This window comes from Phycicoccus sp. M110.8 (genome assembly GCF_032464895.1).
Taxonomy (GTDB): domain Bacteria; phylum Actinomycetota; class Actinomycetes; order Actinomycetales; family Dermatophilaceae; genus Pedococcus.
Genome location: NZ_JAWDIC010000001.1, coordinates 1052930 through 1079010, shown reverse-complemented (window position 1 = coordinate 1079010; position 26081 = coordinate 1052930). Strand labels below are relative to the sequence as shown.

The window sequence follows — 26081 nt, the reverse complement described above, 5'->3', positions numbered from 1 at the left end:
CGCATGAGCAAGGTCCTCTCCGCCGTCGCCTGGCCGTACGCCAACGGCCCGCGGCACCTCGGCCACGTGGCGGGGTTCGCCGTGCCCTCCGACGTCTTCAGCCGGTACATGCGGATGGCGGGCCACGACGTGCTCATGGTCAGCGGCTCCGACGAGCACGGCACCCCGATCCTCGTCCAGGCCGACAAGGAGGGGATCACCGCACGCGAGTTCGTCGACCGCAACCACGCGGTCATCGCTGGCGAGCTCACCGACCTCGGCTGCTCCTACGACCTGTACACGCGCACCACGACGGCCAACCACTACGCCGTCGCGCAGGAGCTGTTCACCCAGGTCTGGAAGAACGGCTACATGGTCGAGCAGACGACCCGTGGCGCGATCTCCCCGTCGACCGGCCGCACGCTGCCCGACCGCTACATCGAGGGCACCTGCCCGATCTGCGGCTACGCCGAGGCGCGCGGCGACCAGTGCGACAACTGCGGCAACCAGCTCGAGCCGACCGACCTCATCAACCCCAGGAGCAAGATCAACGGGGAGACGCCGGAGTTCATCGAGACCCAGCACTTCTTCCTCGACCTGCCCGCGCTCGCCGACGCGCTGCGCGAGTGGCTCGAGGGCCGCGAGGCGTCGGGCACCTGGCGCCCCAACGTCATCAAGTTCAGCCTCAACATCCTCGACGACATCCGCCCGCGCGCGATGACCCGCGACCTCGACTGGGGCATCCCGGTGCCGCTCGACGGCTGGCGCGACAACCCGAGCAAGCGCCTCTACGTCTGGTTCGACGCCGTCATCGGGTACCTGTCGGCGTCGGTCGAGTGGGCGCGCCGCCTCGGCGAGCCCGAGCGCTGGCGCGAGTGGTGGAACGCCGACGGTGCGCAGGGCGAGCAGCTGTCCTACTACTTCATGGGCAAGGACAACATCACCTTCCACTCCCAGATCTGGCCGGCCGAGCTGCTCGGGTATGCCGGGAAGGGCGACAAGGGCGGGGAGCCGGGCGTCTTCGGCGAGCTGAACCTGCCGACCGAGGTCGTCTCCAGCGAGTACCTCACCATGGAGGGCAAGCAGTTCTCCACGTCGCGCAACTACGTCATCTACATCCGGGACGTGCTCGAGCGGTACGGCCCCGACGCGATCCGCTACTACATCTGCGCCGCCGGTCCCGAGAACCAGGACGCCAACTTCACCTGGGCCGAGTTCGTCCAGCGCAACAACTCCGAGCTCGTCGCCGGCTGGGGCAACCTCGTCAACCGCACGGCCTCGATGGTGGCCAAGAACTTCGGCGAGGTCCCGCAGCCCGCAGCCCTGGAGCCGGTGGACGAGGCCGTCCGGGCTCGGGTGCTCGCGGCGTTCGACACCGTCGGCGACCTGCTGGCACGCCAGCGGGTCAAGGCCGCGGTGGCCGAGGCGATGCGGGTCGTGGGCGACGTCAACAAGTACGTCACCGACACCGAGCCGTTCAAGCTCAAGGGCGAGGACCAGCGCGAGCGGCTGGCGACGGTGCTGCACACCCTCGTCCAGTGCGTGAGCGACCTCAACACGATCTTGGCGCCGTTCCTCCCGCACTCCTCCAACGCGGTGCACCGGGTGCTCGGCGGCGAGGGCGAGTTCATGCCGATGCCGCGGCTGGAGCAGGTGGCCGGCCTCGACCCCGGGGACGCCGACCGCACCTACCCCGTCATCACGGGCGAGTACACCGCCACCCCGCGGTGGGAGTCCCGGCCCGTGGTCGTGGGCGCCCCCGTGGCCAAGCCCACCCCGGTCTTCACCAAGCTCGACGACTCGGTGGTCGAGGAGGAGCTGCGCCGCCTGGCGGGCGACGAACCGACCGACGGCGCCGACACCTCCGCGACGGCCTGAGCGGCCGCGCGGATGGCACCCCAGGACGCTCCCGGTCGCAGCGGCCACGGACGGGTGCCGGACGCGCCCGACCCGCTGCCGATCGCGGTCGTCGACAACCACACGCACCTCGACATCGCCCGCGACGGGGAGCAGCCGCCCGACGTCGCAGCGGCGGTCGCTGCCGCGACGGCGGTCGGCGTCGACCGGCTGGTCCAGATCGGCTGCGACCTCCCCGGTGCACGGTTCACCGTGGACGTCGTCGACCGGCACCCGCAGGTGCTCGGCGGCGTGGCCATCCACCCCAACGAGGCGCCACGGCTGGCCGCGGCCGGGACGCTCGACGCGGCATACCGGGAGATCGAGGAGCTGGCCGCGCACCCGCGCATCCGCGTCGTGGGGGAGACCGGTCTGGACTACTTCCGCACCGGGCCGGAAGGCGTTGGGGTGCAACAGGACTCGTTCCGCTGGCACATCGACCTCGCCAAGCGCCTCGGCAAGGCGCTGCAGATCCACGACCGCGACGCCCACGACGACGTGCTGCGGATCCTGGACGAGGAGGGCGCGCCGGAGCACACGGTCATGCACTGCTTCTCCGGCGACATGGCCGTCGCCCGCGCCTGCGTCGAGCGGGGCTACCACCTGTCGTTCGCCGGCACGGTGACGTTCAAGAACGCCAAGGGCCTGCGCGACGCCCTGTCGATCGTCCCGCTCGACCGCGTCCTGGTCGAGACCGACGCGCCCTACCTGACGCCGTCGCCGTGGCGCGGGGCCACCAACGCGCCCTACCTCGTGCCGCTCACCGTGCGGGCCATGGCGGGCGTGCTCGGGGTCGCCGTGCCGACCCTGTGCGAGGCGCTGAGCGCCAACTCCGAGGCGGTCTACGGCCCCTGGTGACAGGCGCCGCCGACCGGGCCCGGTGAGGGCTCGCAGTCCCGTCGGCACCCTGCCGGGAAGCCGAGGCACACCTCCGAATGCCACGGCTGGAACTTGGCCGAACCCTGAACAAGCCGTTATCGAATTTTGACCTTTGGTCCTGAGGGGGTCATGGTGGACGACTGTTGGCCGGGGTCGGACCACCGGACGACGCGAGCAGGGATGCTCCTCAGCCGCGAAGAAACGGCGTCACGACGAGCATCCCTCGACCCCTGTCCGGGGCCCTACCGGGTACCGGCTGGGGGCGCGACGTCGCGGACCGATGCCCGGGGAGCACGAACTCTGGAGCACTGTGATCACCCGTCCCGTTCGGCGAATCGTCCAAGCCGCGGTCGTGACGACCCTCGTCGCTGGAGCCGTTGGCGTCTCGCACCTCGACAAGTCCGTGACCCTCTCGGTCGACGGCAAGACCTCCACCGTCCACGCCTTCGGCAGCACGGTGGGTGATGTCCTGAAGAAGGAGGACATCACGATCGGCGACCACGACGTCGTCGCCCCCTCCCCGAACAGCCCCCTGTCCGACGGCGAGAAGGTCGTCGTCCGGTACGGCCGCAAGCTGACCGTCACCGTCGACGGGGCCACCCGCGAGTACTGGACCACCGCGACCACCGTCGCCGCGGCCCTCCAGGAGCTCGGCATCCGCGCCGACTCGGCCAAGCTGTCGGCCTCGCGCTCGATGACCCTCGGCCGCCAGGGCCTCACCCTCTCGGTCACCACGCCCAAGGACGTCTCCGTCCGGGCCGACGGCAAGAACCGCACCGAGACCACCACCGCTGCCACCGTCGCCGACGTGCTCTCCGAGCTCGGCATCACCAAGGACGGCGACGACCGCGTCAAGCCCGACCTCACCACGCCCGTCACCAAGGGCATGAAGATCCAGGTGCAGCGCGTCAGCTCGACCGAGGTCGAGGACACCCAGGCGATCGCCGCCCCGGTCACGCGCAAGAGCGACTCGAGCCTCTACAAGGGCCAGACCAAGACCCTGAAGGCGGGTGCCGACGGCGCCAAGCTCGTGACGTACAAGGTCACCAAGGTCGACGGCAAGGTCGAGAGCAAGAAGGTCGTCAGCTCGAAGGTGACCCAGCAGCCCGTGACCCGCGTCGTCGCAGTCGGCACGAAGGCCCGGCCCGCCGTGTCCGCCCCCTCCGCGGGCAACACCTCCGGTGCCGGCCTCAACTTGGCCAACGCCGCCATGTGGGACCGGATCGCCCAGTGCGAGTCCGGTGGCAACTGGCACATCAACACCGGCAACGGCTACTACGGCGGCCTGCAGTTCGACTCCGGCTCGTGGCTGGCCAACGGTGGCGGCGACTTCGCGCCGCGCGCCGACCTGGCCTCCCGCGAGGAGCAGATCACCGTGGCGAACCGGTACTACGCCAAGGCCGGCCTGAGCCCGTGGGGCTGCGCCGGCGCCGCCTGACCGGCTCCCGCGACCGCGCCACGCCCGGCGGCGACCAGCCGCCACCCGCGCAGCGCGACCCGCACCACCGACAGCACCCCGGACCCACGGTCCGGGGTGCTGTCGCACGTCCGCCCGGGTCGGGCCCTAGGCTCGGCGCCATGAGCGACCCGGAGACCAGCGGCTACCTCGGCGCCGCGCAGATCCGGGAGATCGCGGCCTCCCTCGGCGTGCGGCCCACCAAGCAGTGGGGCCAGAACTTCGTCGTCGACGCCAACACCGTCAAGCGCATCGTCCGGCTCGCGGGCGTCGACCCCCAGGACTGCGTCGTCGAGGTCGGCCCCGGCCTGGGGTCGCTGACGCTCGCGCTGCTCCCCGAGGCGGGCCACGTCACCGCGGTCGAGGTCGACCCCACCCTCGCGGCGGCGCTGCCCGACACCGTGGCCCGCCTCGCGCCCGGCCTCGCCGACCGCCTCACCCTCGTCGCGGCCGACGCGATGCAGGTGCGCGAGCTGCCCGACCCGCAGCCCACCGCCCTCGTCGCGAACCTGCCGTACAACGTCTCCGTGCCGGTCGTGCTGTCGTTCCTCGAGGCGTTCCCGACCCTCCGCAGGGTGCTCGTCATGGTCCAGCTCGAGGTCGCCGAGCGGCTGGCGGCGACGCCGGGCTCCAAGGCCTACGGGGTGCCAAGCGTCAAGGCGGCCTGGTACGCCTCGGTGCGGCTGGCGGGGACGGTGCCCCGCAGCGTCTTCTGGCCGGTCCCCAACGTGGACTCGGGGCTGGTCGCGCTCGACCGCAGGCCGGAGCCGCAGGTCCCCGGGGCCACCCGCCGGGAGACGTTCGCCTGCATCGACGCAGCCTTCGCCCAGCGCCGCAAGACACTCCGGGCCGCGCTGGCGGGGTGGGCCGGGTCCGCCCCCCGCGCCGAGGAGTGCCTGCGCGCGGCCGGGATCGACCCGCGGACCCGGGGTGAGCAGCTCGGGGTCGAGCAGTTCGCCGCGATCGCCGCCGCCCGGGCGGCCCTGCCACCGACCGACCCCGCCTGACTCGACGACGTCCGGCCCGCCGCGTCCGACTAGGGTGGCGGCCATGACCTCAGCCATGGCGCCGCCGTCATCCGTGACGGTGCGCGTCCCGGCGAAGATCAACCTCGAGCTCGTCGTCGGCGCCCCGCGTCCCGACGGCTACCACCCCCTGTCGACCGTGTTCCACGCCGTCTCCCTGCACGACGAGGTCACCGTCTGGCCGGCGGACGAGTGGGGCCTGACCGTCACGGGGCCGCAGTCGCTGGGGGTCCCCGAGGACGGCACGAACCTCGCGGCCCGGGCGGCCCTGCTGCTGGCCGAGTCCGCGGGCATCACCGAACCGGTCCACATCGCGATCCGCAAGGACATCCCCGTCGCCGGCGGCATGGCGGGCGGCTCGGCCGACGCGGCCGCCGCCCTCGTGGCCTGCGACCAGCTCTGGGGCCTCGGCACGCCGCGGGTCGAGCTCGAGCACGTCGCCGCCGAGGTCGGCAGCGACGTGCCCTTCCTCCTCACGGGCGGCACCGCCATGGCCTCGGGCCGCGGCGAGGTGCTCGCGCCGGTCCTCGCCCGCGGCACCTACCACTGGGTGCTCGCCGTCAGCGAGGGCGGGCTCTCCACGCCGGCCGTGTATGCCGAGTGCGACCGGCTGCGCGGCGACCGCCCCGTGCCCGACCCGGCGCCGACCCCCGAGATGATGACCGCCCTGCGGTCCGGCGACCCCCGGGCGCTGGGGGCCGCGCTGGCCAACGACCTGCAGGCCGCCGCGATCTCGCTCATGCCCGCCCTCGCCGACGTCATCGACGCCGGGCTGGAGTTCGGGGCCATCGGCGGCATCGTGTCCGGCTCCGGGCCGACCGTGGCGTTCCTCGCCGAGGACAACGAGTCGGCGCTCGACCTCGCGGTGTCCCTCACCGCGTCGGGCACCGTCCAGGACGTGCGCCGCGCTACCGGACCGGCCCACGGCGCCCACGTGGTCAGCGGGGTGCGCGCCCGCTGATGGCGAACCTCATCAGCGTGGAACGGGCCTCCCTGGCCCTCGGCACGGCCCAGGTCCTCGACGAGGTCTCCCTCGGGGTCCTCGGCGGCGACCGCATCGGGGTGGTCGGGCGCAACGGCGGGGGCAAGACCACGTTGCTGCGCGTGCTCGCGGGTCAGCGCGAGGTCGACTCCGGCCGTGTCACGCGATCGGGCGTCTCGAGCATCGGCGTCCTCGCGCAGGAGGACGTGCTCGACCCGGCGTCGACCGTGCGGGAAGCCGTGCTCGGGGACCGTGCCGAGCACGAGTGGGCCGGCGACCCACGCATCCGCGACGTCCTGACGGGGCTGCTCGGCGGCATCGCGGCGGAGGCCGTCGGCGGCCTCGACGCCACCGTCGGGCCGCTGTCGGGCGGTGAGCGCCGCCGCCTCGCGCTGGCGCGCCTGCTCGTGGCGGACCCGACGGTCCTGCTGCTCGACGAGCCCACCAACCACCTCGACGTCGAGGGCGTCGCCTGGCTGGCCGAGCACCTCGTGCGCCACCGTGCGCGCCCCGACAACGCCCTCGTCACCATCACCCACGACCGGTGGTTCCTCGACGCGGTGGCCACGCAGACGTGGGAGGTCGTCGACGGGACGGTGCAGTCCTACGAGGGCGGCTACGCGGCATACGTGCTCGCCAAGGCCGAACGCGCCCGGATCGCGGCCGTCACCGCCGAGCGGCGGGACAACCTGCTGCGCAAGGAGCTCGCGTGGCTGCGGCGCGGTGCGCCGGCGCGCACGTCCAAGCCGAAGTTCCGCATCGAGGCGGCCAACCAGCTCATCGCCGACGAGCCGCCACCGCGCGACGACGTCGAACTGGTGAGCTTCGCGACGACGCGCCTGGGCAAGGACGTGGTCGACCTCCAGGACGCCTCGGTGGTCCTCGGCGACCGGACGCTGCTCGACCGCATCACGTGGCACCTCGCGCCGGGGGAGCGGATCGGCATCGTGGGAGTCAACGGCGCCGGCAAGTCCACCCTGCTGCGGGCCATCGCCGGCGAGGTGCCGCTCGCGTCGGGCAAGCGGAAGCAGGGCGTCACGGTCCGGCTCGCCTACCTGTCGCAGGAGGTGCGCGAGCTCGAGCGGTTCGCCGACCGCAGGGTGATCGAGGCCGTGGAGGACGTCCGCAAGTACATCCACCTGGGGCGCAAGGAGATCAGCGCCTCCCAGCTCGCGCAGCGCCTCGGCTTCAGCGGTGGCCGGCAGCAGACCCGGGTGTCGGACCTGTCCGGCGGTGAGCGGCGCCGGCTGCAGCTGACCCGCCTGCTCATGGACGAGCCGAACGTGCTGCTGCTCGACGAGCCGACCAACGACCTCGACATCGAGACGCTGACCTCGCTCGAGGACGTCCTCGACGGCTGGGCCGGCACGCTGCTCGTCGTCTCCCACGACCGGTACCTGCTCGAGCGGGTCTGCGACCGCCAGGTCGCGCTCATGGGTGACGGCCACGTGCGCGAGTTGCCCGGTGGTGTGGAGCAGTACCTCGAGCTCCGGCACCAGGCACTGGAATCCGTTGCGCGACAGCAGGCCTCGTCGTCGCAGGCTGCCTCTGCGGCGGTTCCCGCGGCGGGCGGCCCGACCCCGGCCGAGCTCCGCGAGGCGCGCAAGGACATGGCCCGGATCGAGCGCCAGCTCGCCCGGCTCGCCGAGCGCGAGGAGCGGATCCACCTGGCCATGGCCGAGGCGGCCACCGACTACGACCGGGTGGGCGAGCTCAGCGCGCAGCTGCGCGAGGTGGCCGACGAGCGCGACGCCCTCGAGCTGGAGTGGCTCGCCGCAGCCGAGGTCGTCGGCTGACCGCACGGCACCCGGCACGGCGCCGGGCGCGGCTCCAGGTCGCTGGTCAGGCGAGCTGCTCGAGCATCCAGTCGCACCACTCCACGGCCGCCCGCCGGGCCCGGACCCCGCCCTCGAGGGTGAGCCGGCTGGCGAAGAGGGGGTGCGCGCGGTCGCGCGCGGCCGGCTCGCCGACCAGCGCGTCGAGCTCTGCGCGGTAGGCCTCGAGCGCCGTCGCGTGGCGGGCGCGGGCCGTGCGGACGAGCTCCCTCGCCACCTCGGGCTCGACCGTCCAGACCGACCACAGCCTCAGGGTCTCCAGGTCCCGCACCGCCTGCGGCTCGGCCTCACTGGCCACCCACGCGCGCAGGGCCTCCAGGCCGGCCGGCGTCACGGCATACCGCTTGGTGGGCCTGGGTCCCGCGCCCTCCACCACCTCGTGCTCGACGAGCCCGGCCCCCTCGAGCCGTGCGAGCTCGGGGTAGATCTGGCTGTGCTGCGCCGTCCAGAAGTAGCCGACGGGGCGCTCCATCGCCTTGGCGAGGTCGTACCCGGTCCGCGGCCGGCGGGCCAGGAGGCCGAGCACGGCGCAGCCGAGGTGGGAGGGGATGGACGCCCGTGCTGGCATATGTCAATGTTGACATATGTGGAGGCGTGGGGTGGGGGCGGGCTCGCCGGGACGGTGGGGAGTCATGGCGCGCGTCTATGGGCTGGCCTGGGTGCTGGTGCTGGTTCTGGCCGGGTGCGGGTCCGGCGGGGGTGCCCCCGACACGGCGAGCGCCACGCGCACCCCGCGGCCGCTGCCGATCGTCACCCCGACGACGGTCGCCGAGCGCTGCAAGGTGCCGTTCGAAGGCGGCACCCTGGTCGACCTCCGGGCGCCCGACGGCAGCGTGATGACGGGTGCGACGATCGGGACCGGGCGCACCGTGGCCGTCTACCTGCACCAGACCGCCCCCTCGGGGTTCTGCGGCTGGGTGTCGTATGCCGCGTGGGCGGCCGAGCGCGGGGTGCGGGGTGTGCTCGTCGACCTCTGCGGGTGGGGTCGGGCGAGGTGCACGCCGGCCTTCGCGGGGGACCCCGAGGCCCAGGTGCGGCTCGCGGTGGACTGGGCGCGGCAGCAGGGCGCCGAGCGGGTCACGGTGGTGGGCGCCTCGATGGGTGGGGTGATCGCCCTGGGCGTCGGACAGCAGGCCGGGGCGGACGCGATCGTGGACCTGTCGGGGCCGTTCGACGGGTTCGGGGTGCCCTCGGCGCAGGAGGCGGCACCCTGGGTGACGGTGCCGCTGCTCGTGGCGATCGCGCCGGGCGACCGGACGATGGAGCCGGCACGGACGCGTGCGGCGTTCGGGACCACGCCCGCCGGGACCAAGCGGTTCGTCTCGACGCCCGGCGGCCACGGGTGGGGGATGCTCAACGACGGCACGGACGCCGAGCCGGCGTGGACCCCGTTGGCGACGACGGTCCTGCGCTGGGTGCAGGGCGACCGGCGGTAGCCGGAGCAGCGGACGCTGGTCGAGGGCGCGGCGGGTGGCCGCTGCGCCCGGGCGTCAGCCCTCCGCGGAGGCGGCCTCGGACTCGAACGGTGCCAGCAGGTCGCGCAGCGTCGCCGCCAGGTGGTCGCGGTCCTCGCCGGACAGGTCGGACAGCAGCGCCCGCTCGCGGGTCAGCAGGTCCGCCATGGCGGCGTCCACCGTGTCGCGGCCGGCCGGGGTCAGCCGGACGATGACCCCGCGCCGGTCGGTCGGGCTCGGGCTGCGCTCGACCAGGCCCCGGCGCTCCAGCCGGTCGACCCGGTTGGTCATCGTCCCGCTGGTGACGAGCGTCTGGCGGATCAGCTGGCCGGGGGACAGCTCGTAGGGGGCGCCGGACCGCCGCAGGGCCGACAGCACGTCGAACTCCCAGCCCTCGAGCTGGTGCTGGGCGAACGCCTGCGCCCGGTCGAGGTCGAGCCGCCGGGCCAGCCGCGAGATGCGCGACAGCACGTGCAGCGGGGCGACGTCGAGGTCCGGGCGCTCGCGTCGCCACGCGTCGACGATCCGGTCGACGTCGTCCGCCTGGGGGCTCATGGTGGAAACTCTAGCCGTGGTCAAGTATCTTGATATCAAGATACCTAGAGCGAGGGAGACGGCGATGGCGACGACGACCTGGGACCCCGACCAGTACGCGAGGTTCTCCGACCACCGGTCCCGGCCGTTCGGCGACCTGCTCGCCCGGGTCGGCGCGAGCGCACCCCGGCTGGTGGTCGACCTCGGCTGCGGCAACGGGCCGCTGACCCTCACGCTCGCCGACCGGTGGCCCGGTGCCCGGGTGGTCGGCGTGGACTTCTCGCCGCAGATGCTCGACGCCGCGCGGTCATTGGACCCGGACGGCCGGGTCGAGTGGGTGGAGGCCGACCTGGCCACGTGGGACATCGCGAGCCTCGCCGCGGCGCCCGACGTCGTCGTCAGCAACGCCACGCTGCAGTGGGTGCCCGGCCACCAGGACCTGCTGCGCGCCTGGGCCGCGTCGCTGGCGCCCGGTGGCTGGCTGGCGATGCAGGTCCCCGGCAACCTCGACGCGCCCTCGCACCGCCTCATGCGCGAGGTCGCGGCCACCCACCCCGCGGCGGACCGGCTGCGGCCGGCGCTCGAACGGCTGGCCGTCGCCGAGCCGGCCGACTACGTCGAGCTCTTCGCCGCCGCCGGGCTGGAGGTCGACGCCTGGGAGACCACGTACCAGCACGTCCTCGACCCCGAGGGGGTGCAGGCGAGCCCGGTCCTGGAGTGGGTCCGCGGCACCGGGCTGCGGCCGGTCCTGGAGGCCCTCCCCGACGCGCAGGAGCGGGACGCCTTCCTCGCCGAGTACGACGCCCGGCTCCGCGAGGCCTACCCGCGCACCGACGTCGGCGTGGTCCTCCCGTTCCGCCGCATCTTCTGCGTCGGCCACGCTGCCGTGGGGAAGGGGTGAGCGGCCTGCGCTCCGAGCCTCGCTGGCCGGGTGGTCGGCGGTCTAGCGCCGGGTGACGAGGTCCGGCTTCTTCTCCATCCCGGCGAGGCCGTTCCACGCCAGGTTGACGAGGTGGGCCGCGACGTCCGCCTTCTTCATCCTGCGCGAGTCGAGCCACCACTGGCCGGTCAGGGCGACCATGCCGACGAGCATCTGCGCGTAGAGGGGGGCGGCCTTCGGGTCGAGCTTCCGGCGCTTGAACTCCGCCGCGAGGATGTGCTCGACCTGGCTGGCGACGTCGGAGATGAGGCTCGCGAACGACCCGGTCGACTGCCCGGCGGGGCTGTCCCGCACCAGGATCCGGAACCCGTCGGTCGACGTCTCGATGTAGTCGAGCAGCGCCAGCGCGGCCCGTTCCAGTGTCTCCCGGCTGCCCATCTCGGTGGTCAGGGCGCCGGTGATCGAGCCGAGCAGCGCGGCGATCTCGCGGTCGACCACGACGGCGTACAGGCCCTCCTTGCCGCCGAAGTGCTCGTACACGACGGGCTTGGAGACGCTCGCCTTCGCGGCGATCTCCTCGACGGTCGTGCCCTCGACGCCTTTCTCGGCGAACAGCTTGCGGCCGACCTCGATCAGCTGCTCGCGTCGCTGCTTGCCGGTCATGCGCAGGCGAGCTGCGCTCGTCGCCGGTGCCCCCTGGGTGTCGCTCACCTCACCATTCTGCCGGTATGCCGGGCCGCCCGGTCGCGCGGTGCGCCGCCGGCAGGGGACGGTGCCCGTCAGGACGAGGAGAGCCGGGCCTGTCAGGACGAGGAGAACCGGGCCTGTCAGGACGAGGAGAACCGGGCCCGGATGCTGCGCGTCAGGCCGGCCGGTTCGACGCAGTCCTCGCCGACCGAGACCTCCTGCAGCTCCAGCGCCCCGTCCCCGCACGCGACCAGCAGCGTCGACCCCGGTCCGCGTCCCAGCACGTGGCCGGGAACGGCGAGGAAGTCGGTGCGGTCGGAGACCGCGGCCCGCCAGACCGTGATGCGCCGGCCGCCGAGGAAGCTGTAGGCGCCGGGGTAGGGACGGGAGGAGGCGCGGACCAGCCGGGCGACCTCCCCGGCGGGGCGGGTCCAGTCGATCAGGCCGTCCTCGGGCAGCCTCGGGTAGCAGCGCAGGCCCGCCGTGGACCCCGGGACGACGCAGGAGGTCGGGTCCTCGGCGAGGCGCTCGAGGGCCTGTCGGAACAGGTCGGGGGCCAGCTCCTGGGCGCGGGCGAGCACGTCGCCCACGTAGGTGGTGTCGTCGAGGGGGATCGGGGCGCGGGCGATGACGTCGCCGGCGTCGAGCTCGACCGCCATCCGGTGGACGTTCGCGTGGATCTCGTTCTCGCCGTTGAGGATCGACCAGTTGACGGTGGCGTTGCCCTTGTAGTCGGGGAGGTTGCCGAGGTGCAGGTTGAGCACACCGTGGGGAAACAGGTCGAGGAACGGACCCGGCAGCACGTACTGCCAGTTGACGCTGACGGCCGCCGCCGGCCCGTGTCGCTCGACCGCCGCGGACACCTCCGGGGGCACGCCGCCCTTCTCGACCACGAAGAGCTCGCACCCCAGCCGGTCCGCCTGGGCTGCGAAGTCCGCCGGGCCCACGTCGTACTCCGGCGACGGCGGAGCCGTGACGATGGCCGCGAACCGGTGACCCGCCGCGGCGAGGTGCTCGACGGAGTCGTGCAGCAGCCGCGACCGGCCGATCGCGACGAGGGGGTCGACGGCGGTCACAGCAGCTCGACCACCGGCACCCCCGCGTGCAGGTGCTCCCCGGTGAGCATCGCCTCGGCCGCCTTGAGACCGCCGGCCTGCAGCCGGATGACGGGGTCGAGGCCGACGGCCGAGGGCAGGACGCCCATGTGGCCGGACGGCACCTCGCGGGGGAAGTACCCCACCCCGTGCGCCTCGAGGGCGCGCACGTCGACGTCCCCGGCATACCTCAGGACGCGTGGGTGCGTCAGCGCCGCCGCCAGCGCGGCGACGTCGACGGGGCCGTCCTTGCCGATCCAGGTGCGGTCGAAGGGGTACGCCGTGAAGACGACCGCCTCGGCGTCGCGGTACTCCGCCGGGAGCCGCACCTCGGGGAAGCCGCCGACCCAGTCCACGCCGGGCAGCCCGGCATACGCCCCGCGCTGGTCGTCGGGCGCCACGACGGCCAGGCCCGCGCCCACGGTGCCGAGGACCCGCGCGATGTAGGGGCCGAAGTCGTTGTTGGTGAGCAGGACGAAGCGGTTGCGGTAGGGCGTCGTGCCGGAGTCGAGGACCTGGCGCAGCGCCATGTCGCCGAGGTAGCCGAACACGTCGACCGCCGGGTGCCGCTCGTTCGTGGCACCGACGGTCATGCCGCGGCTGCGCGCGTAGTCGAGGTCGAGGTCGCCCTCGCGCCACTCCCACGCCTCGAACATGAGCGGGATGACGAGGGAGTCCTTGGCGTGGCGCAGCAGCGACTCGTCGAGCGGCCGCAGCTGGCCGCTGTTCGTGATGACGTCGGCGCGCGCCACCACGTCGGGGGTGAGCTCCTGCAGGTAGGTGATGTCGCGGGCAGCCGCCAGCCCCTCGCCCGCGGCGCGGGTGGCGTCGATCGCCTGGGTGGCGGTGCCGTATGCCGTGTCCCTGGCGTACGCGTACACCTCGGCCCCGGCCAGGGCGGCGAGCAGGGCGGTCACGACGTAGGGGCCGGTGGCGGCCTCGGTGAGGACCACGCGCCCGTGCAGGTCGAGGGCGAGCTCGTCGAGCACCGCCCGCAGCTTCGCGCCCAGGGCCGAGCCCACGTCCGTCGTCCCTGCACCCATCGTCGTCCAACCCCCGTGAGAAGCGCTGCGCGTGGCCCGCGTCCGGTCACCGTCACGCGACGGGCCGACCCGGCCGGCAGGCCGTAGCCAGCGTTCTACCAGCGCCCGCCCGCACGGGCGTACGCCGAATGGTGGAGACGGCGACCACGGCGCCGGGTCGCGGTCGGGCGTCCGGTGGTCGGGCTTCCGGTGGTCGGGCGTCCGGTGTCGTGGCGTCCCGTGTCAGGCCACGCGGCGGGCGTCGAGTCGCTTGGCGACGGGCCAGCGGACGTCGTGGGCCCAGCCGGCCTTCTCGAAGAGGCGGATCACACGGGCGCTGGAGTCGATCTGGCCCTTCTCGACGCCGTGGCGCGCGCACGTCGGGTCGGCGTGGTGCAGGTTGTGCCACGACTCGCCCATGGAGAGGAAGGCCAGCCACCAGACGTTGCCGGACCTGTCGCGGCTGCGGAACGGCCGCTCGCCGATCGTGTGGCAGATCGAGTTGATCGACCAGGTGACGTGGTGGAGCAGGGAGACCCGGACGAGGGAGCCCCAGAAGAACGCGGTGAGGGCGCCCTGCCAGCTCATCGACCACAGCCCGCCGGCGAGGGCCGGCAGGAGCATCGAGGTGGCGACGAGCCACGGGAACGCCCGGTCGACCCGCTGGATGTCGGGGTCGGCCATGAGGTCGGGTGCGTACTTGCCGCGCGGGGTCTGCTCCACGTCGAACAGCCAGCCGGTGTGGGCCCACCACAGCCCCTTGGCGAGCGCGGGGACGGTCTCGCCGTAGCGCCACGGGCTGTGCGGGTCGCCCTCGCGGTCGGAGAACGCGTGGTGCCGGCGGTGGTCGGCGACCCAGCGGACCACGGGGCCCTCGATGGCCAGCGACCCGGCGACCGCGAGCGCGATCTTGAGGCCCCGCCTGGCCTTGAACGACCCGTGGGTGAAGTACCGGTGGAAGCCGACCGTGATGCCGTGCCCGGCGACGGCATACATGACGAGCGCGATGACCACGTCGTGCCAGCCCAGGCCCCAGCCCCAGGCGACCGGGATGGCCGCCAGGAGGGCGAGGAACGGGACGCCGATGAACAGGCCGAGGGTCAGCTGCTCGCCGTTGCCCTTGCGCTCCACAGCCGCGCCAGTGGGCTGGGACGCAGTGTCCGGCGACGGGGCGCCCGGGGCCGCCGGGGTGGCGTCGGAGCTGGTGGCCGAGGGGGTCACGGTCGTCATGGGGGGACCTTTCCGTGGGTCGGTCAGTCGCGGCGCTGCGAACCTACGAAAACGTAACCTACGTTGCCGTAGGTTGTCACGAGGGCGTCGTCGTGGTCGGCCGCCCGGGAAGGCGTGGATACCCTGTGACCGGCCCCTGGCGGGGTCGTTCCCCGGTTGGTCTGCTGGCAGGGCCCGCCTGACTTTGAATCAGGACAAGCGACGTAGGTTCGATTCCTACCCGGGGAGCCAACCCGGAATGCGCGCCAGCGCAGGCCGGGTGGCTCACCGGGCTGGAATCCGGGGAGGGTGACCGCCGCACCGAGGAACGAGGTGGGGCGGACGCCCGGCGCCTACCCGGGGAGCCAACCCGGAATGCCCGGCGCCTACCCGGGGAGCCGAGCGAGCGGGGGAGCGGGAGCTCACACGCCCGGCTCCCACCCGGGGAGCCCGGGGAGCCGAGCGAGCGGGGGAGCCTGGGGAGCCGAGCGAGCGGGGGCGCGAGCCCGTGGCCGTCGCTACGATCACGTCTCGTGACACCGTCGCCCGTGAGGGTTCCTGTCGCGTGAGCGAGCGCTCGGAGGTCGTGCGGCCCCACGTGGACCGCTCGATCCTGGTGCGGGTGCGGGTGTATGCCGTCGTCTTCGTCGTCGTCCTCGTGGCCGCCGTGGCGGAGGTGGCGTTCCGCACGTCGCACCCGTGGTGGCAGGCCGTCGTCGGCCTCTCCGCCGGCGTCCTGGTCGGCATCGGGGCGAGCCGGATGATGCACCTGCGCTGGGACGACTTCGAGCAGCGCGTCGTCGGCACGCTGGACGCGGTGGGCGTCGTGGTGCTCGTCCTGTACCTCGTCTTCTCCCTCACGCGCTCGCGGCTCGTCGGGCACTGGGTGGACGGCGACGCCGTGGCGCCGGTGAGCCTGGCCGTGCTCGCGGGCGCCATGCTCGGGCAGGTCCTCGGCGTGCGGCGTGGCGTGCGCCGGCTCGCCCGCTCGATCGTCCCTCGCGAGGGCCCCGATGCGGCGGCGGTCGGCACCCTGACCGACCGGTAGCATGACGGCGACCGACGCACCCGACCAGAAACCTGGAGCGTTCGCGCGTGAGCACCCCTGCAGGCGGTTCCCGCCTCGCCGCCGTCATCGTCCTCGCCGCTGGTGAGGGCACCCGGATGAAGTCCGCCACCCCCAAGGTCCTGCACCGCATCGGCGGCCGGTCCCTGCTCGGTCACGCGATCGCAGCGGCGCGCGCGGTGCAGCCGCAGCACCTGGCCGTGGTCGTGCGCCACGAGCGCGACCTCGTCGCCGCCCACGTGGCCGAGGTCGACCCGAAGGCCGTCATCGCCGACCAGGACGAAGTCAAGGGCACCGGGCGTGCGACCGAGTGCGCGCTGGAGGTCCTCCCCGAGCTCGACGGCACCGTGCTGGTCACCTACGGAGACGTGCCGCTGCTGGCCGGCGAGACGCTCCACACGCTCGTCGCCGAGCACGAGCAGTCGGGCAGCGCCGTCACCGTCATCACCGCGCACCTCGCGGACCCCACCGGCTACGGCCGGATCCTGCGCGGCGAGGACGGCTCGGTCGTCGGCATCGTCGAGCAGAAGGACGCCACCGACGAGCAGCGCGCGATCACCGAGATCAACTCGGGCATCTACGCCTTCGACGCGGCCGTCCTGCGCACCCACCTGGCCTCGGTCGGCACCGACAACGCCCAGGGCGAGAAGTACCTCACCGACGTGCTGGGCCTCGCGCGCGAGGACGGCGGCCGGGTCAGCGCCCACGTGGTCGACGACCTCTGGCAGACCGAGGGGGTCAACGACCGCGTGCAGCTCGCCCGCCTCGGCCGTGAGCTCAACCGCCGGCTCACCGAGAAGTGGATGCGCGAGGGCGTCACGATCGTCGACCCCGCGACCACGTGGATCGACGCCGACGTCGCCATCGGCCGCGACACCACCCTCCTGCCGAACACCCAGCTGCTCGGGGCCACCGTCGTCGGCGCCGACGCGACCATCGGCCCCGACACGACGCTGCGCGACACCGAGGTCGGCGACGGCGCCGAGGTCAAGCGCACCGAGGCGCACCTGGCCGTGATCGGCCCGCGCGCCACCGTCGGCCCGTTCTCCTACCTGCGCCCGGGCACCGAGCTCGGCGCGGGCGGCAAGATCGGAGGGTTCGTCGAGACGAAGAACGCCAAGATCGGCGAGGGCGCCAAGGTGCCGCACCTGACGTATGCCGGCGACGCCACGATCGGCGAGGGCGCCAACATCGGAGCCGGCACGATCTTCGCCAACTACGACGGGGTCGCCAAGCACCACACCACGATCGGCAAGCACTCGTTCGTCGGCTCCGACACCGTGCTCATCGCCCCCGTGAACGTCGCCGACGGCGCCTACGTCGGAGCCGGCTCCGCCCTCACCGGCGACGTCGACCCCGGCCAGATCGCCGTCGCCCGAGGTCGCCAGCGCAACATCGACGGCTGGGTCGCGCGGTCCCGCGCGGGCACCCGGACGGCGGAGGCGGCCGAGGCGGCCACCCGGCATACCGACTCCAGCAGCGAAGGGCAGGACCAGGCGTGACCGGCATCCTGAGGACCACCGAGAAGAACCTCATGGTCTTCTCGGGCCGCGCGCACCCCGAGCTGGCGCAGGAGGTCGCCAAGCTCCTCGACACCGAGCTGGTGCCGACGAGCGCGTACGACTTCGCCAACGGCGAGACGTACGTCCGCTACGAGGAGTCGGTGCGAGGCTCCGACGCGTTCGTGATCCAGAGCCACACCACCCCGATCAACGACGCGATCATGGAGCAGCTCATCATGATCGACGCGCTGAAGCGCGCGTCGGCCAAGCGGATCACCGTGGTGCTGCCGTTCTACGGCTACGCGCGCCAGGACAAGAAGCACCGCGGTCGTGAGCCGATCTCGGCCCGGCTGGTCGCCGACCTGTTCAAGACCGCGGGGGCCAACCGGCTCATGGCGGTCGACCTGCACACCGCGCAGATCCAGGGCTTCTTCGACGGCCCGGTCGACCACCTCATGGCGCTGCCGATCCTGTCCGAGTACGTGCGCGAGAAGTACGGCCACGAGCAGCTCGCCGTCGTCTCGCCCGACGCCGGCCGCATCAAGGTCGCCGAGCAGTGGTCGGAGCGGCTCGGCGGCGCGCCGCTGGCCTTCATCCACAAGACCCGCGACATCGACCGGCCGAACGAGACCGTCGCCAACCGGGTCGTCGGTGAGGTCGAGGGCCGCGTCTGCGTGCTCGTCGACGACATGATCGACACGGCGGGCACGATCACCAAGGCGGCCGACGCGCTCATGGCGGACGGGGCGGCGGGTGTCGTCATCGCGGCGACCCACGCCATCCTGTCCGGGCCCGCGGTCGACCGGCTCAAGGCCTGCCAGGCGCGCGAGGTCATCGTGACCAACACGCTGCCCATCCCGCCGGAGCACGAGTTCGACAAGCTCACGACGCTGTCGATCGCGCCGCTCATCAGCCGGGCCATCCAGGAGGTCTTCGAGGACGGCTCGGTGACGAGCCTCTTCGACGGCCGCGCCTGAGCCGCGCTGGCCTGAGCCGCGCTCGCCGGACCCGAGCTCGGCTCAGGCGGTGCCCGCGCGGCGGGCCCGGTATGCCGCGACGTTGGCGCGGTTGCCGCAGGTCCCGTCGCAGTAGCGCTTGGAGCGGTTGCGGCTGAGGTCGACGACCACGTCCTCGCAGTCGTCGGCCGCGCAGACCCGGAGCCGGTCGAGCTCGTCCGCGCGGATGACGTCGACCATCGCCATCGCGGCCTCGACCGCCATGCGGGTCGCCAGCGGGGCCTCGGGCGGGGTCGCGTGCAGGTGCCAGGACCACTCGTCGTGGCGCACGAGCTGGGGCAGGGCCGCGGCCTCGGCGAGGAGCTGGTTGACGATGGTCACGGCCTCGTCGGTGTCCACGGTCCACAGGGCCCGCAGCCGCGGCCGCAGGGCCCGCACCGCGTCGAGCTCGCCCCGGTCGCCCGTGCGCGAACCCGTCCAGCCCCACTCCCGGACGAAGGCGTCGAGGTCGTCCACCGTGGTCAGGTCGTCGTGGTCGGTCGGGAGGGTGGCAGCCGTGTTGACCAGCGCTGCCGCCCCGCGCAGGGCGACCTCGGTGTCATGGGCGAAAAGCATCTTGACTCCTGACGAGCGGGCTCGCTAGCGTCATGAGCATACGACGCCTTGACCCCTGACAGGAGTGAACCGATGAGCCAGCGCGCACCCGGCACCGGCGTGGGGCTGTGGTTCGCCCTCGCCTCGGCCGCGACCTTCGGCACGAGCGGCCCGTTCGCCAAGTCGCTGCTCGTCGAGGGCTGGAGCTCCGGGGCCGTCGTCCTGCTTCGCGTGGCCGGTGCCGCCCTGGCGCTGGCCGTCCCCACGGCGCTCGCCATGCGTGGCCGCTGGCACCTGCTGCGCCGCAACGCCGGGGCGGTCCTCGCCTACGGCGCGGTGGCCGTGGCCGGCTGCCAGGTCACGTACTTCTACGCCGTCCAGCGGCTCGACGTCGGGGTCGCGCTCCTGCTCGAGTACCTCGGCGTCGTCCTCGTCGTCCTGTGGGTGTGGCTCCGGACCCGCCGCGCCCCCGGGGCGCTGACCGGCGCGGGCGTCGTGCTGGCCGTGCTGGGCCTGGCTCTCGTGCTCGACCTGTCGGGGCAGAGCAGCCCCGACCTCGTGGGCGTCGTCTGGGGCCTGCTCGCCGCCACCGGGCTGGCGACCTACTTCGTGCTCGCGGCCCACGACTCCGGCCTGCCGCCGGTCGCGCTCGCGGGCCTGGGGATGGTCGCGGGCGCGGTCGTGCTCGGCGTGCTCGGGCTGGTCGGCGTGCTGCCGATGCGGTTCGTCGCCTCCGACGTGGCACTGCGCGGCGACGAGCTCCCCTGGTGGGTCGCCATCGGCGAGCTGGCGCTCGTGGCGGCGGCCGCGGCATACCTGCTCGGCATCGTCGCCGCCCGCAGCCTGGGGTCCACGGTCGCGTCCTTCGTGGGGCTGACGGAGGTCCTCTTCGCGGTGCTGTTCGCCTGGGTGCTGCTGGCCGAGCTCCCGGGCGCCATGCAGCTCGGCGGCGGCGTGCTCATCCTGCTCGGGGTGGTGGCGGTGCGGGCCGGCGAGGTGCGCCGCGCGCAGCGGCTCGCGGCCGCAGCCGCGGACACGGAGGCGGATTTCCCTCTCCCCACGGGCGTCGCCTAGACTCTCCGGGTTGCCTCGGCGAGGGACACAGCACGGCCGGTCCACGATGGCCCGCCGGCCCGTCCGTGATCGACGCGGTGGAGCCTCCGTGCTGCGCCCCGCGTCGAGGCCCACCGCCCCGAGTTCCCCGACGTACCAGGAGTTCCCGTGTCCCAGATCACCAAGCTCGTCGCCGAGAAGCGCACGCAGTTCGGCAAGGGCGCCGCCCGCAAGATCCGCCGCGACCACAAGATCCCCGCGGTCATGTACGGCCACGGCGCCGAGCCGCTGCACATCACCCTGCCGGGCCACGACACCATGCTGGCCCTCAAGGTCGCCAACGCCGTCCTCACGATCGTCATCGACGGCGAGGAGCAGCTGGCCCTGGCCAAGGACGTCCAGCGCGACGCCATCAAGCCGGTCATCGAGCACGTCGACCTCGTCATCGTCCGCCGTGGCGAGAAGGTCGTCGTCGACGTGCCCGTCCACGTCGAGGGCGAGGCCGCCCCGGAGACCGTCGTCACGGTCGACGCGCAGACCCTGCAGCTCGAGGTCGAGGCGACCCACATCCCCGAGAACGTCGTCGTCTCGGTCGAGGGCCTCGAGGCCGGCACCCAGGTCAAGGCCTCCGAGGTCTCCCTCCCCGAGGGCGCCGCCCTGGCGGTCGACGGCGACACCCTGGTCGTCAACGTCACCCAGCAGGTCTCCGCCGAGGCCCTCGAGGCCGAGCTCGCCGAGGCCGAGGCCGAGGCCGGCATCGAGCACGAGGAGGCCGGCGAGGCTGCCGAGGCCGCCGAGGGCGAGGGCGAGGCTGCCGAGGGCGCCGCCGAGGCCGAGGGCGAGTCCACCGAGGGCTGACGTCCCACCGCAGGCACCACCGGAAGGCCGGGTCCCCACGAGGGGGCCCGGCCTTCCGCCGTCTGGAGCGAAACGGCAGTTGCTGGCGTGAAACGGGGCTTCCTTCTCATCGTTTCGTGTCAGCAACTGCCGTGTTGCGACGGCAACGTGGGCGACGACAGCGCGCGCGGCGGCATCAGGCATACTTGCGGCCCGTGAGTGACGACGTGTGGCTGGTGGTGGGCCTCGGGAACCCCGGGCCGCGGTATGCCGGCAACCGGCACAACGTCGGCGCGATGGTGGTCGACGAGCTGGCCTCGCGCGGGTCGTCCCGGCTCACGAGCCACAAGGCCCGCGCGTCGGCGACGACCGTCCGCGTCGGGACGCTGGCGGGCGGGGCCCCGGGGCCGCGGGCGGTCGTCGCGGTGCCGTCGTCGTACATGAACGAGTCCGGCGGCCCGGTGAAGGCGCTCATGAAGTTCTTCTCGGTCGAGCCGGACCACCTCGTCGTCGTGCACGACGAGCTCGACATCCCGGCCGGCGACGTCCGGCTCAAGCAGGGTGGCGGCGAGGGCGGCCACAACGGGCTGCGCTCGATCTCCTCCGCGCTCGGCACCAAGGACTACCTGCGGGTGCGCGTCGGCATCGGCCGGCCGCCCGGCCGGATGGACCCGGCCGACTTCGTGCTGCGCGACTTCTCGCCGACGGAGCGCAAGGAGCTGCCCTTCCTCGTCGGCGACGCCGCCGACGCCGTCGAGCTGCTCGTGACGCAGGGCCTCGTGGTCGCCCAGCAGAAGTTCCACAGCCCCGCCTGAGGCGGTCAGCCGGGTCCCGCCCGAGGCCGTCGGCGCGGTCCCGCCGGAGGCTGTCGGCGCGGTCCCGCCGGAGCCGGTCGGCGCCGTCCCGCCGGAGCCGTCCCGGTCGGCGCCGAGTGTGCCGATTTCGGCGTCCGCGGATGGTCAGTGACTAGTCAGTGACCATTTTTCGGACGTGGTCACCGAGCGGCGCCGCGCGAACCACCGGAGCCGTCGAGGGGCCGATCCCTGCGTTTGCGGACGCTGCTCCCCGGTTGCGTCGTCCCGTCGTCCCGCGTCTCCACCACACGGCTGAGACGGGTCCGCCGAGTGGTGTAGTCGAGAGGTCCACCCTGCCATCGGGTCCGCGGAGTAGTTCCCGAATTCCATTGCTGCATAACCTTTTCCACACGACGAATGACCGTCGTCGAGGGGTGTCCGGCAGGTCGTGCCGGGTCTAGCGTGCGACGCACTTCAGTGTCGTGGGGGAGCAGGAGATGGCAGAGATCGCAGGGACCGGCCGAGCAGAGGGACGGCTCTCCGGACAGGCCTACGTCGGGACGCACCGGGCTCGCTCGCACTCGCGCGAGGCGGCCGAGCGCACGCGGCGCCGCAGCATCCTCGCCGGGCTCACGTCGCCGGCACGGGTGGGGGAGGGCGCACGGACGGTGACCAGGCGCCGCGCCACGTGGGTCGACGCGTACCGGCGCCGCGCCGTGGCTGGCGACCTGGTGGTGTCGGTCCTCACGGGTGTCGTGACGGGCCTGCTCGCCTTCCCGGGGTGGTCGCTGACGCGCACCGCCGTCGCCGCGGTCGTCATGCCCGTCCTGTGGGTCGGGGCGCTCGCGCTGGGCCACGGGTACGAGGGGCGCTACGTCGGCACCGCGCCGGAGGAGTACCGCGCCGTCGTGCGCACGGCCTGCTACCTCGTGGCCGCAGCAGGCCTGGTCTCCTACGGGCTGAAGCTCGACGTGCCCCGCGCCATCCCGCTGGTCGCCGCACCGATGCTCGTCGTCCTGGGCCTGACCGCGCGCCGCGTGCTGCGCGGCGACCTCGGCCGGCGTCGCCGCTCGGGCACCGACACGCAGGCGACCGTCATCATCGGCAACGCGCGTTCGGTGGCGCCGATGATCGCCGAGATCCAGCGCGCCCCCGAGCAGGGCCTGCACGTCGTGGCGGCATGCGTCTCCGGGCTCGACCTCTCCGGCGACGTGCCGTCCGAGGTCAACGGCGTGCCCGTGTTCGGGTACCCCGAGGAGGCCATGTCGGCGGTCGACCTCTTCGACGCCGAGGTCGTCGCGGTGTCCAGCGACCCGGACCTGCACGGTCCCGAGCTGCGTCGGCTGGCGTGGTCTCTCGAGGAGCGGGAGGTGGACCTCGTGGTCTCCGCGGGCCTGCTCGGCGTCGCCGGCCCGCGGCTGTCCATTCGGCCCACGGCGGGTATGCCGTTGCTGCACGTCGAGCGGCCCGTCATGTCGGGTGCGCGTCGGGTCCTCAAGGTGGCCATGGAGCGGCTGCTCACCGCGCTGCTGCTGCTGGCCGCGCTGCCCGTCGGCCTCACCATCGCCCTGGCGATCCGCCTGGACTCGCCGGGTCCGATCCTGTTCCGGCAGAACAGGGTCGGGGCCCGCGGCGAGACCTTCTCCATGCTCAAGTTCCGCACCATGTGCGTGGACGCGGAGGAGCGGCTGGCCGCCCTCCAGCGTGACGCCGGCAACGACGTCATGTTCAAGATGAAGGACGACCCGCGGGTCACCCGCGTGGGCAGGCTCCTGCGCCGGTACTCCCTGGACGAGCTCCCGCAGCTGCTCAACGTGCTCGCCGGCCAGATGTCGCTCGTGGGTCCCCGGCCGGCCCTCCAGCGCGAGGTCGACGCCTACGAGCCCGACGCGGTGCGCCGGCTGCGCGTGCGTCCCGGCCTCACCGGGCTGTGGCAGGTCAGCGGCCGCAGCAACCTGTCGTGGGACGAGAGCCTGCGCCTCGACCTCTGGTACGTCGACAACTGGTCGATGGTGCTGGACCTGCAGATCCTGTTCCGCACGGCTCGGGCCGTCCTGCGCGGCACTGGGGCCTACTGATGGCCGGGCCGTCGTCGGCGGCCGGTCCGCACCGTGCAGATGGTGCACCCCTGCCCTACCGCAAAGAGCCGAGGCGCCGTGTCGCGGTGACGGCGACGATTCCCGTCAGAGGGGCCGTACGGGCCCCGTCGAGAGGGGATGTCCGATGAGCTTGCGCGTGGCCGTGGTGGGGGCGGGGTACTGGGGTCCGAACCTGGTTCGGAACTTCGGGTCCAGCCCGGACTGGGAGGTCGTCGCGCTCTGCGACCTCGACGCCCAGCGTGCGGCGGCCGTCCTCGGTCCCCGCAGCACGGTCGACATCGAGACCTCGCTCGAGGCGCTGCTCGCCCGTGACGACGTCGACGCCGTGGCCGTGGCCACACCGGCGGACACGCACTGCGCGATCGCGCTCGCCGCGCTCGAGGCCGGCAAGCACGTCCTGGTCGAGAAGCCGATCGCCTCCAGCCGGGCCGACGCCGAGCGGATGGTCGCGCGTGCGGAGGAGCTCGGCCTGGTCCTCATGTGCGACCACACCTACTGCTACACGCCCGCCGTGCAGCACCTGCGGGCGCTCGTGCAGGGCGGCGAGCTCGGCGACATCCTGTTCGTCGACTCGGTGCGGATCAACCTCGGGCTCGTGCGGTCCGACGTCGACGTCTTCTGGGACCTCGCCCCGCACGACCTGTCCATCCTCGACTTCGTCCTCCCCGGGGGCCTGTCGCCGCTGGAGGTCTCCGCCCGTGGAGCCGACCCGATCGGCAACGGCCACTCCTGCCTGGGCTACCTGACGATGCCGCTGCCCGGCGGTGCCATCGCCAACGTGCACGTCAACTGGCTCAGCCCCACCAAGATCCGGCACATGGTCATCGGCGGCAGCCGCCGGACCGTGGTCTGGGACGACCTCAACCCGCAGCAGCGGCTGTCCGTCTACGACCGCGGCGTCGACCTCGACCTGACCTCCGACGGTGCGGACACCGCGGAGAAGCGGCTCGTGAACGTCAACTACCGGCTGGGCGACATGCACGCACCGGCGCTCCCCGAGCGGGAGGCCCTGGGGCTCATGGCGGCCGAGTTCGCGGCCGCCATCACCGAGGGCCGCGCCCCCGCCACCGACGGGTGGGCCGGCCTGCGCGTGCTGTCCGTGCTCGAGGCCGCGACGGAGAGCCAGCGCCGTGCCGGTGCCATGGCCGCAGTGGGTATGCCGCTCGGCCACGCCGGCCTGCAGCCCCAGCGGGGCCTCGTGGCGGCGGGAGCCGGGCGATGACCGCGCTCGAGGGCGCCACGGTCCTGGTGACCGGCGGTGCGGGGACGATCGGCTCGACCATCGTCGACCAGCTGCTCGAGGCCGGCGTCGCCCACGTCGACGTCCTCGACAACCTGGTGCGTGGCCGGCGGGAGAACCTGGCCGACGCGCTCGCCGGCGGCCGGGTCACCCTCGTCGAGGGAGACCTGCGCGACCGCGACCTGGTGCACGACGTGACCCGTGGCAAGGACCTGGTGTTCCACCAGGCGGCGATCCGGATCACCCAGTGCGCCGAGGAGCCCCGGCTCGCGCTCGAGGTGCTCGTCGACGGCACCTTCACCGTGCTCGAGGCCTGCGCCCGCGCCAAGGTGGACAAGCTCGTGTACGCCTCGTCGGCGTCGGTCTACGGCCTGGCGGAGGAGTTCCCGACCGGGGAGCGGCACCACCACCACAACAACGACACGTTCTACGGCGCGGCCAAGTCGTTCAACGAGGGCATGGCCCGCAGCTTCCGGGCGATGTACGGCCTCAACCACGTCGGGCTGCGCTACTTCAACGTCTACGGCCCCCGGATGGACGTGCACGGGCTCTATACCGAGGTGCTCGTGCGCTGGATGGAGCGGATCGCCGATGGCGAGCCGCCCCTCATCTTCGGCGACGGCCGGCAGACGATGGACTTCGTCTTCACCCGCGACATCGCCCGGGCCAACCTCCTGGCCGCGAGCAGCGACGTCGTGGACGGCGTCTACAACATCGCCAGCGGCACCGAGACGAGCCTGCTGGGCCTCGCCGAGGCGCTGCTGCGCGCCATGGACTCCGACCTGTCCGTCGAGCACGGCCCGGACCGCGCGGTCAACGGCGTCACGCGCCGCCTGGCCGACACGACCGCGGCCCGCCAGGACCTCGGGTTCACCGCCGAGGTCGGGCTCGAGGACGGCCTGCGCGAGCTCGTCGAGTGGTGGCGTCCGCAGCGCGCGGAGGTCGCCGCGGGGCGCGCCCTCAAGGCCGGGGCCTCGTGAGCCCCCACCACATCGTCGTCCGTCACGG

The 26081-nt window shown here is 73.2% G+C and carries 24 protein-coding genes and 1 tRNA gene; 18 read left to right on the top strand and 7 right to left on the bottom strand.

Translation table 11 applies throughout. The features are described from left to right. Positions 1 to 3: 3 nt before the first annotated feature. The 6 genes from metG (at position 4) to RKE38_RS04980 (ending at position 8013) form a co-directional block, all read left to right on the top strand. Complete coding sequence (metG, locus tag RKE38_RS05005; RefSeq protein ID WP_316006343.1) at positions 4 to 1857, top strand: methionine--tRNA ligase; 1854 nt, start codon at positions 4 to 6, stop codon at positions 1855 to 1857. A gap of 12 nt (positions 1858 to 1869) precedes the next feature. Beyond that, on the top strand, positions 1870 to 2733 hold the full coding sequence (locus RKE38_RS05000; RefSeq protein WP_316006342.1) for a TatD family hydrolase: 864 nt from the start codon (positions 1870 to 1872) through the stop codon (positions 2731 to 2733). A gap of 373 nt (positions 2734 to 3106) precedes the next feature. Next, positions 3107 to 4192 (top strand): ubiquitin-like domain-containing protein, encoded by a 1086-nt coding sequence (locus RKE38_RS04995; RefSeq protein WP_316006341.1) that lies wholly within the window; start codon positions 3107 to 3109, stop codon positions 4190 to 4192. A 140-nt stretch (positions 4193 to 4332) separates the two neighbouring features. Next, positions 4333 to 5217: a 16S rRNA (adenine(1518)-N(6)/adenine(1519)-N(6))-dimethyltransferase RsmA gene (rsmA, locus tag RKE38_RS04990; protein ID WP_316006340.1), complete on the top strand. Its 885-nt coding sequence runs from the start codon at positions 4333 to 4335 to the stop codon at positions 5215 to 5217. A gap of 43 nt (positions 5218 to 5260) precedes the next feature. Next, positions 5261 to 6196 carry a 4-(cytidine 5'-diphospho)-2-C-methyl-D-erythritol kinase gene (locus tag RKE38_RS04985; protein ID WP_316006339.1) on the top strand — a complete coding sequence of 312 codons (936 nt, stop codon included), beginning with the start codon at positions 5261 to 5263 and terminating at the stop codon, positions 6194 to 6196. Further along, positions 6196 to 8013 carry an ABC-F family ATP-binding cassette domain-containing protein gene (locus RKE38_RS04980; RefSeq protein ID WP_316006338.1) on the top strand — a complete coding sequence of 606 codons (1818 nt, stop codon included), beginning with the start codon at positions 6196 to 6198 and terminating at the stop codon, positions 8011 to 8013. The genes RKE38_RS04985 and RKE38_RS04980 overlap by 1 nt, the downstream gene beginning before the upstream one ends. 46 nt (positions 8014 to 8059) lie before the next feature. On the opposite strand, the gene RKE38_RS04975 is transcribed toward RKE38_RS04980, so the two are convergent. Continuing rightward, positions 8060 to 8620, bottom strand: a complete 561-nt coding sequence (locus RKE38_RS04975; protein ID WP_316006337.1) for a PadR family transcriptional regulator — start codon at positions 8618 to 8620, stop codon at positions 8060 to 8062. A 64-nt stretch (positions 8621 to 8684) separates the two neighbouring features. Here RKE38_RS04975 and RKE38_RS04970 point away from each other — a divergent pair, with 64 nt between their 5' ends. Continuing rightward, entirely contained in the window at positions 8685 to 9488 is an 804-nt protein-coding gene (locus RKE38_RS04970) for an alpha/beta hydrolase (RefSeq protein ID WP_316006336.1), read from the top strand. Between the two features lie 54 nt (positions 9489 to 9542). Here the strand turns inward: RKE38_RS04970 and RKE38_RS04965 are convergent, their stop codons facing one another. Continuing rightward, the gene (locus tag RKE38_RS04965; protein WP_316006335.1) at positions 9543 to 10061 is read right to left on the bottom strand and encodes a MarR family transcriptional regulator; all 519 of its coding nucleotides are present in this window, start codon (positions 10059 to 10061) and stop codon (positions 9543 to 9545) included. A gap of 64 nt (positions 10062 to 10125) precedes the next feature. Here RKE38_RS04965 and RKE38_RS04960 point away from each other — a divergent pair, with 64 nt between their 5' ends. After that, a complete protein-coding gene (locus RKE38_RS04960; protein WP_316006334.1) occupies positions 10126 to 10941 on the top strand; it encodes a methyltransferase domain-containing protein in 816 nt (271 codons plus the stop codon). Positions 10942 to 10983: 42 nt separating this feature from the next. On the opposite strand, the gene RKE38_RS04955 is transcribed toward RKE38_RS04960, so the two are convergent. The 4 genes from RKE38_RS04955 to RKE38_RS04940 form a co-directional block, all read right to left on the bottom strand. Continuing rightward, the gene (locus RKE38_RS04955) at positions 10984 to 11583 is read right to left on the bottom strand and encodes a TetR/AcrR family transcriptional regulator (RefSeq protein WP_316007599.1); all 600 of its coding nucleotides are present in this window, start codon (positions 11581 to 11583) and stop codon (positions 10984 to 10986) included. 164 nt (positions 11584 to 11747) lie between these two features. Then, positions 11748 to 12683, bottom strand: coding sequence for a methionyl-tRNA formyltransferase (locus tag RKE38_RS04950; RefSeq protein ID WP_316006333.1), 936 nt, complete (start codon positions 12681 to 12683; stop codon positions 11748 to 11750). Further along, entirely contained in the window at positions 12680 to 13744 is a 1065-nt protein-coding gene (locus RKE38_RS04945; RefSeq protein WP_316006332.1) for a hypothetical protein, read from the bottom strand. Before RKE38_RS04945 ends, RKE38_RS04950 begins: the two co-directional genes overlap by 4 nt. 222 nt (positions 13745 to 13966) lie before the next feature. Next, complete coding sequence (locus RKE38_RS04940; protein WP_316006331.1) at positions 13967 to 14953, bottom strand: acyl-CoA desaturase; 987 nt, start codon at positions 14951 to 14953, stop codon at positions 13967 to 13969. Between the two features lie 149 nt (positions 14954 to 15102). Here RKE38_RS04940 and RKE38_RS04935 point away from each other — a divergent pair. From RKE38_RS04935 to RKE38_RS04920, 4 genes are all read left to right on the top strand, one after another. Next, positions 15103 to 15184, top strand: a tRNA-Gln gene (locus RKE38_RS04935). Positions 15185 to 15497: 313 nt separating this feature from the next. Next, a complete protein-coding gene (locus RKE38_RS04930; RefSeq protein ID WP_316006330.1) occupies positions 15498 to 15980 on the top strand; it encodes a hypothetical protein in 483 nt (160 codons plus the stop codon). 47 nt (positions 15981 to 16027) lie between these two features. Beyond that, positions 16028 to 17500 (top strand): bifunctional UDP-N-acetylglucosamine diphosphorylase/glucosamine-1-phosphate N-acetyltransferase GlmU, encoded by a 1473-nt coding sequence (gene glmU / locus RKE38_RS04925; RefSeq protein WP_316006329.1) that lies wholly within the window; start codon positions 16028 to 16030, stop codon positions 17498 to 17500. Further along, positions 17497 to 18477 (top strand): ribose-phosphate diphosphokinase, encoded by a 981-nt coding sequence (locus tag RKE38_RS04920; protein WP_316006328.1) that lies wholly within the window; start codon positions 17497 to 17499, stop codon positions 18475 to 18477. The genes glmU and RKE38_RS04920 overlap by 4 nt, the downstream gene beginning before the upstream one ends. A 42-nt stretch (positions 18478 to 18519) precedes the next feature. On the opposite strand, the gene RKE38_RS04915 is transcribed toward RKE38_RS04920, so the two are convergent. Continuing rightward, on the bottom strand, positions 18520 to 19071 hold the full coding sequence (locus RKE38_RS04915; RefSeq protein WP_316006327.1) for a CGNR zinc finger domain-containing protein: 552 nt from the start codon (positions 19069 to 19071) through the stop codon (positions 18520 to 18522). A gap of 72 nt (positions 19072 to 19143) precedes the next feature. Between RKE38_RS04915 and RKE38_RS04910 the strand changes: the two genes are divergently transcribed. The 6 genes from RKE38_RS04910 to RKE38_RS04885 all read left to right on the top strand — a co-directional run bounded on the left by RKE38_RS04910 (position 19144) and on the right by RKE38_RS04885 (position 26053). Further along, positions 19144 to 20124: an EamA family transporter gene (locus RKE38_RS04910; protein ID WP_316006326.1), complete on the top strand. Its 981-nt coding sequence runs from the start codon at positions 19144 to 19146 to the stop codon at positions 20122 to 20124. 147 nt (positions 20125 to 20271) lie between these two features. After that, on the top strand, positions 20272 to 20961 hold the full coding sequence (locus tag RKE38_RS04905; protein WP_316006325.1) for a 50S ribosomal protein L25/general stress protein Ctc: 690 nt from the start codon (positions 20272 to 20274) through the stop codon (positions 20959 to 20961). Between the two features lie 194 nt (positions 20962 to 21155). Further along, entirely contained in the window at positions 21156 to 21755 is a 600-nt protein-coding gene (pth, locus tag RKE38_RS04900; protein ID WP_316006324.1) for an aminoacyl-tRNA hydrolase, read from the top strand. Between the two features lie 476 nt (positions 21756 to 22231). Further along, the gene (locus RKE38_RS04895) at positions 22232 to 23812 is read left to right on the top strand and encodes a sugar transferase (RefSeq protein WP_316006323.1); all 1581 of its coding nucleotides are present in this window, start codon (positions 22232 to 22234) and stop codon (positions 23810 to 23812) included. A gap of 145 nt (positions 23813 to 23957) precedes the next feature. Then, a complete protein-coding gene (locus RKE38_RS04890; protein ID WP_316006322.1) occupies positions 23958 to 25055 on the top strand; it encodes a Gfo/Idh/MocA family oxidoreductase in 1098 nt (365 codons plus the stop codon). Further along, positions 25052 to 26053 (top strand): NAD-dependent epimerase/dehydratase family protein, encoded by a 1002-nt coding sequence (locus RKE38_RS04885; RefSeq protein ID WP_316006321.1) that lies wholly within the window; start codon positions 25052 to 25054, stop codon positions 26051 to 26053. Before RKE38_RS04890 ends, RKE38_RS04885 begins: the two co-directional genes overlap by 4 nt. Positions 26054 to 26081: the final 28 nt, after the last annotated feature.

Coding starts and splice junctions, on each gene's coding strand:
- RKE38_RS04955 (WP_316007599.1), bottom strand. CDS start 11,583: ATGACCGGCAAGCAGCGACGCGAGCAGCTGATCGAGGTCGGCCGCAAG.
- RKE38_RS04970 (WP_316006336.1), top strand. CDS start 8,685: ATGGCGCGCGTCTATGGGCTGGCCTGGGTGCTGGTGCTGGTTCTGGCC.
- RKE38_RS05000 (WP_316006342.1), top strand. CDS start 1,870: ATGGCACCCCAGGACGCTCCCGGTCGCAGCGGCCACGGACGGGTGCCG.
- RKE38_RS04980 (WP_316006338.1), top strand. CDS start 6,196: ATGGCGAACCTCATCAGCGTGGAACGGGCCTCCCTGGCCCTCGGCACG.
- RKE38_RS04895 (WP_316006323.1), top strand. CDS start 22,232: ATGGCAGAGATCGCAGGGACCGGCCGAGCAGAGGGACGGCTCTCCGGA.
- RKE38_RS04915 (WP_316006327.1), bottom strand. CDS start 19,071: ATGCTTTTCGCCCATGACACCGAGGTCGCCCTGCGCGGGGCGGCAGCG.
- RKE38_RS04945 (WP_316006332.1), bottom strand. CDS start 13,744: ATGGGTGCAGGGACGACGGACGTGGGCTCGGCCCTGGGCGCGAAGCTG.
- RKE38_RS04940 (WP_316006331.1), bottom strand. CDS start 14,953: ATGACGACCGTGACCCCCTCGGCCACCAGCTCCGACGCCACCCCGGCG.
- RKE38_RS04960 (WP_316006334.1), top strand. CDS start 10,126: ATGGCGACGACGACCTGGGACCCCGACCAGTACGCGAGGTTCTCCGAC.
- RKE38_RS04965 (WP_316006335.1), bottom strand. CDS start 10,061: ATGAGCCCCCAGGCGGACGACGTCGACCGGATCGTCGACGCGTGGCGA.
- RKE38_RS04975 (WP_316006337.1), bottom strand. CDS start 8,620: ATGCCAGCACGGGCGTCCATCCCCTCCCACCTCGGCTGCGCCGTGCTC.
- RKE38_RS04890 (WP_316006322.1), top strand. CDS start 23,958: ATGAGCTTGCGCGTGGCCGTGGTGGGGGCGGGGTACTGGGGTCCGAAC.
- RKE38_RS04985 (WP_316006339.1), top strand. CDS start 5,261: ATGACCTCAGCCATGGCGCCGCCGTCATCCGTGACGGTGCGCGTCCCG.
- metG (WP_316006343.1), top strand. CDS start 4: ATGAGCAAGGTCCTCTCCGCCGTCGCCTGGCCGTACGCCAACGGCCCG.
- RKE38_RS04910 (WP_316006326.1), top strand. CDS start 19,144: ATGAGCCAGCGCGCACCCGGCACCGGCGTGGGGCTGTGGTTCGCCCTC.
- rsmA (WP_316006340.1), top strand. CDS start 4,333: ATGAGCGACCCGGAGACCAGCGGCTACCTCGGCGCCGCGCAGATCCGG.
- RKE38_RS04885 (WP_316006321.1), top strand. CDS start 25,052: ATGACCGCGCTCGAGGGCGCCACGGTCCTGGTGACCGGCGGTGCGGGG.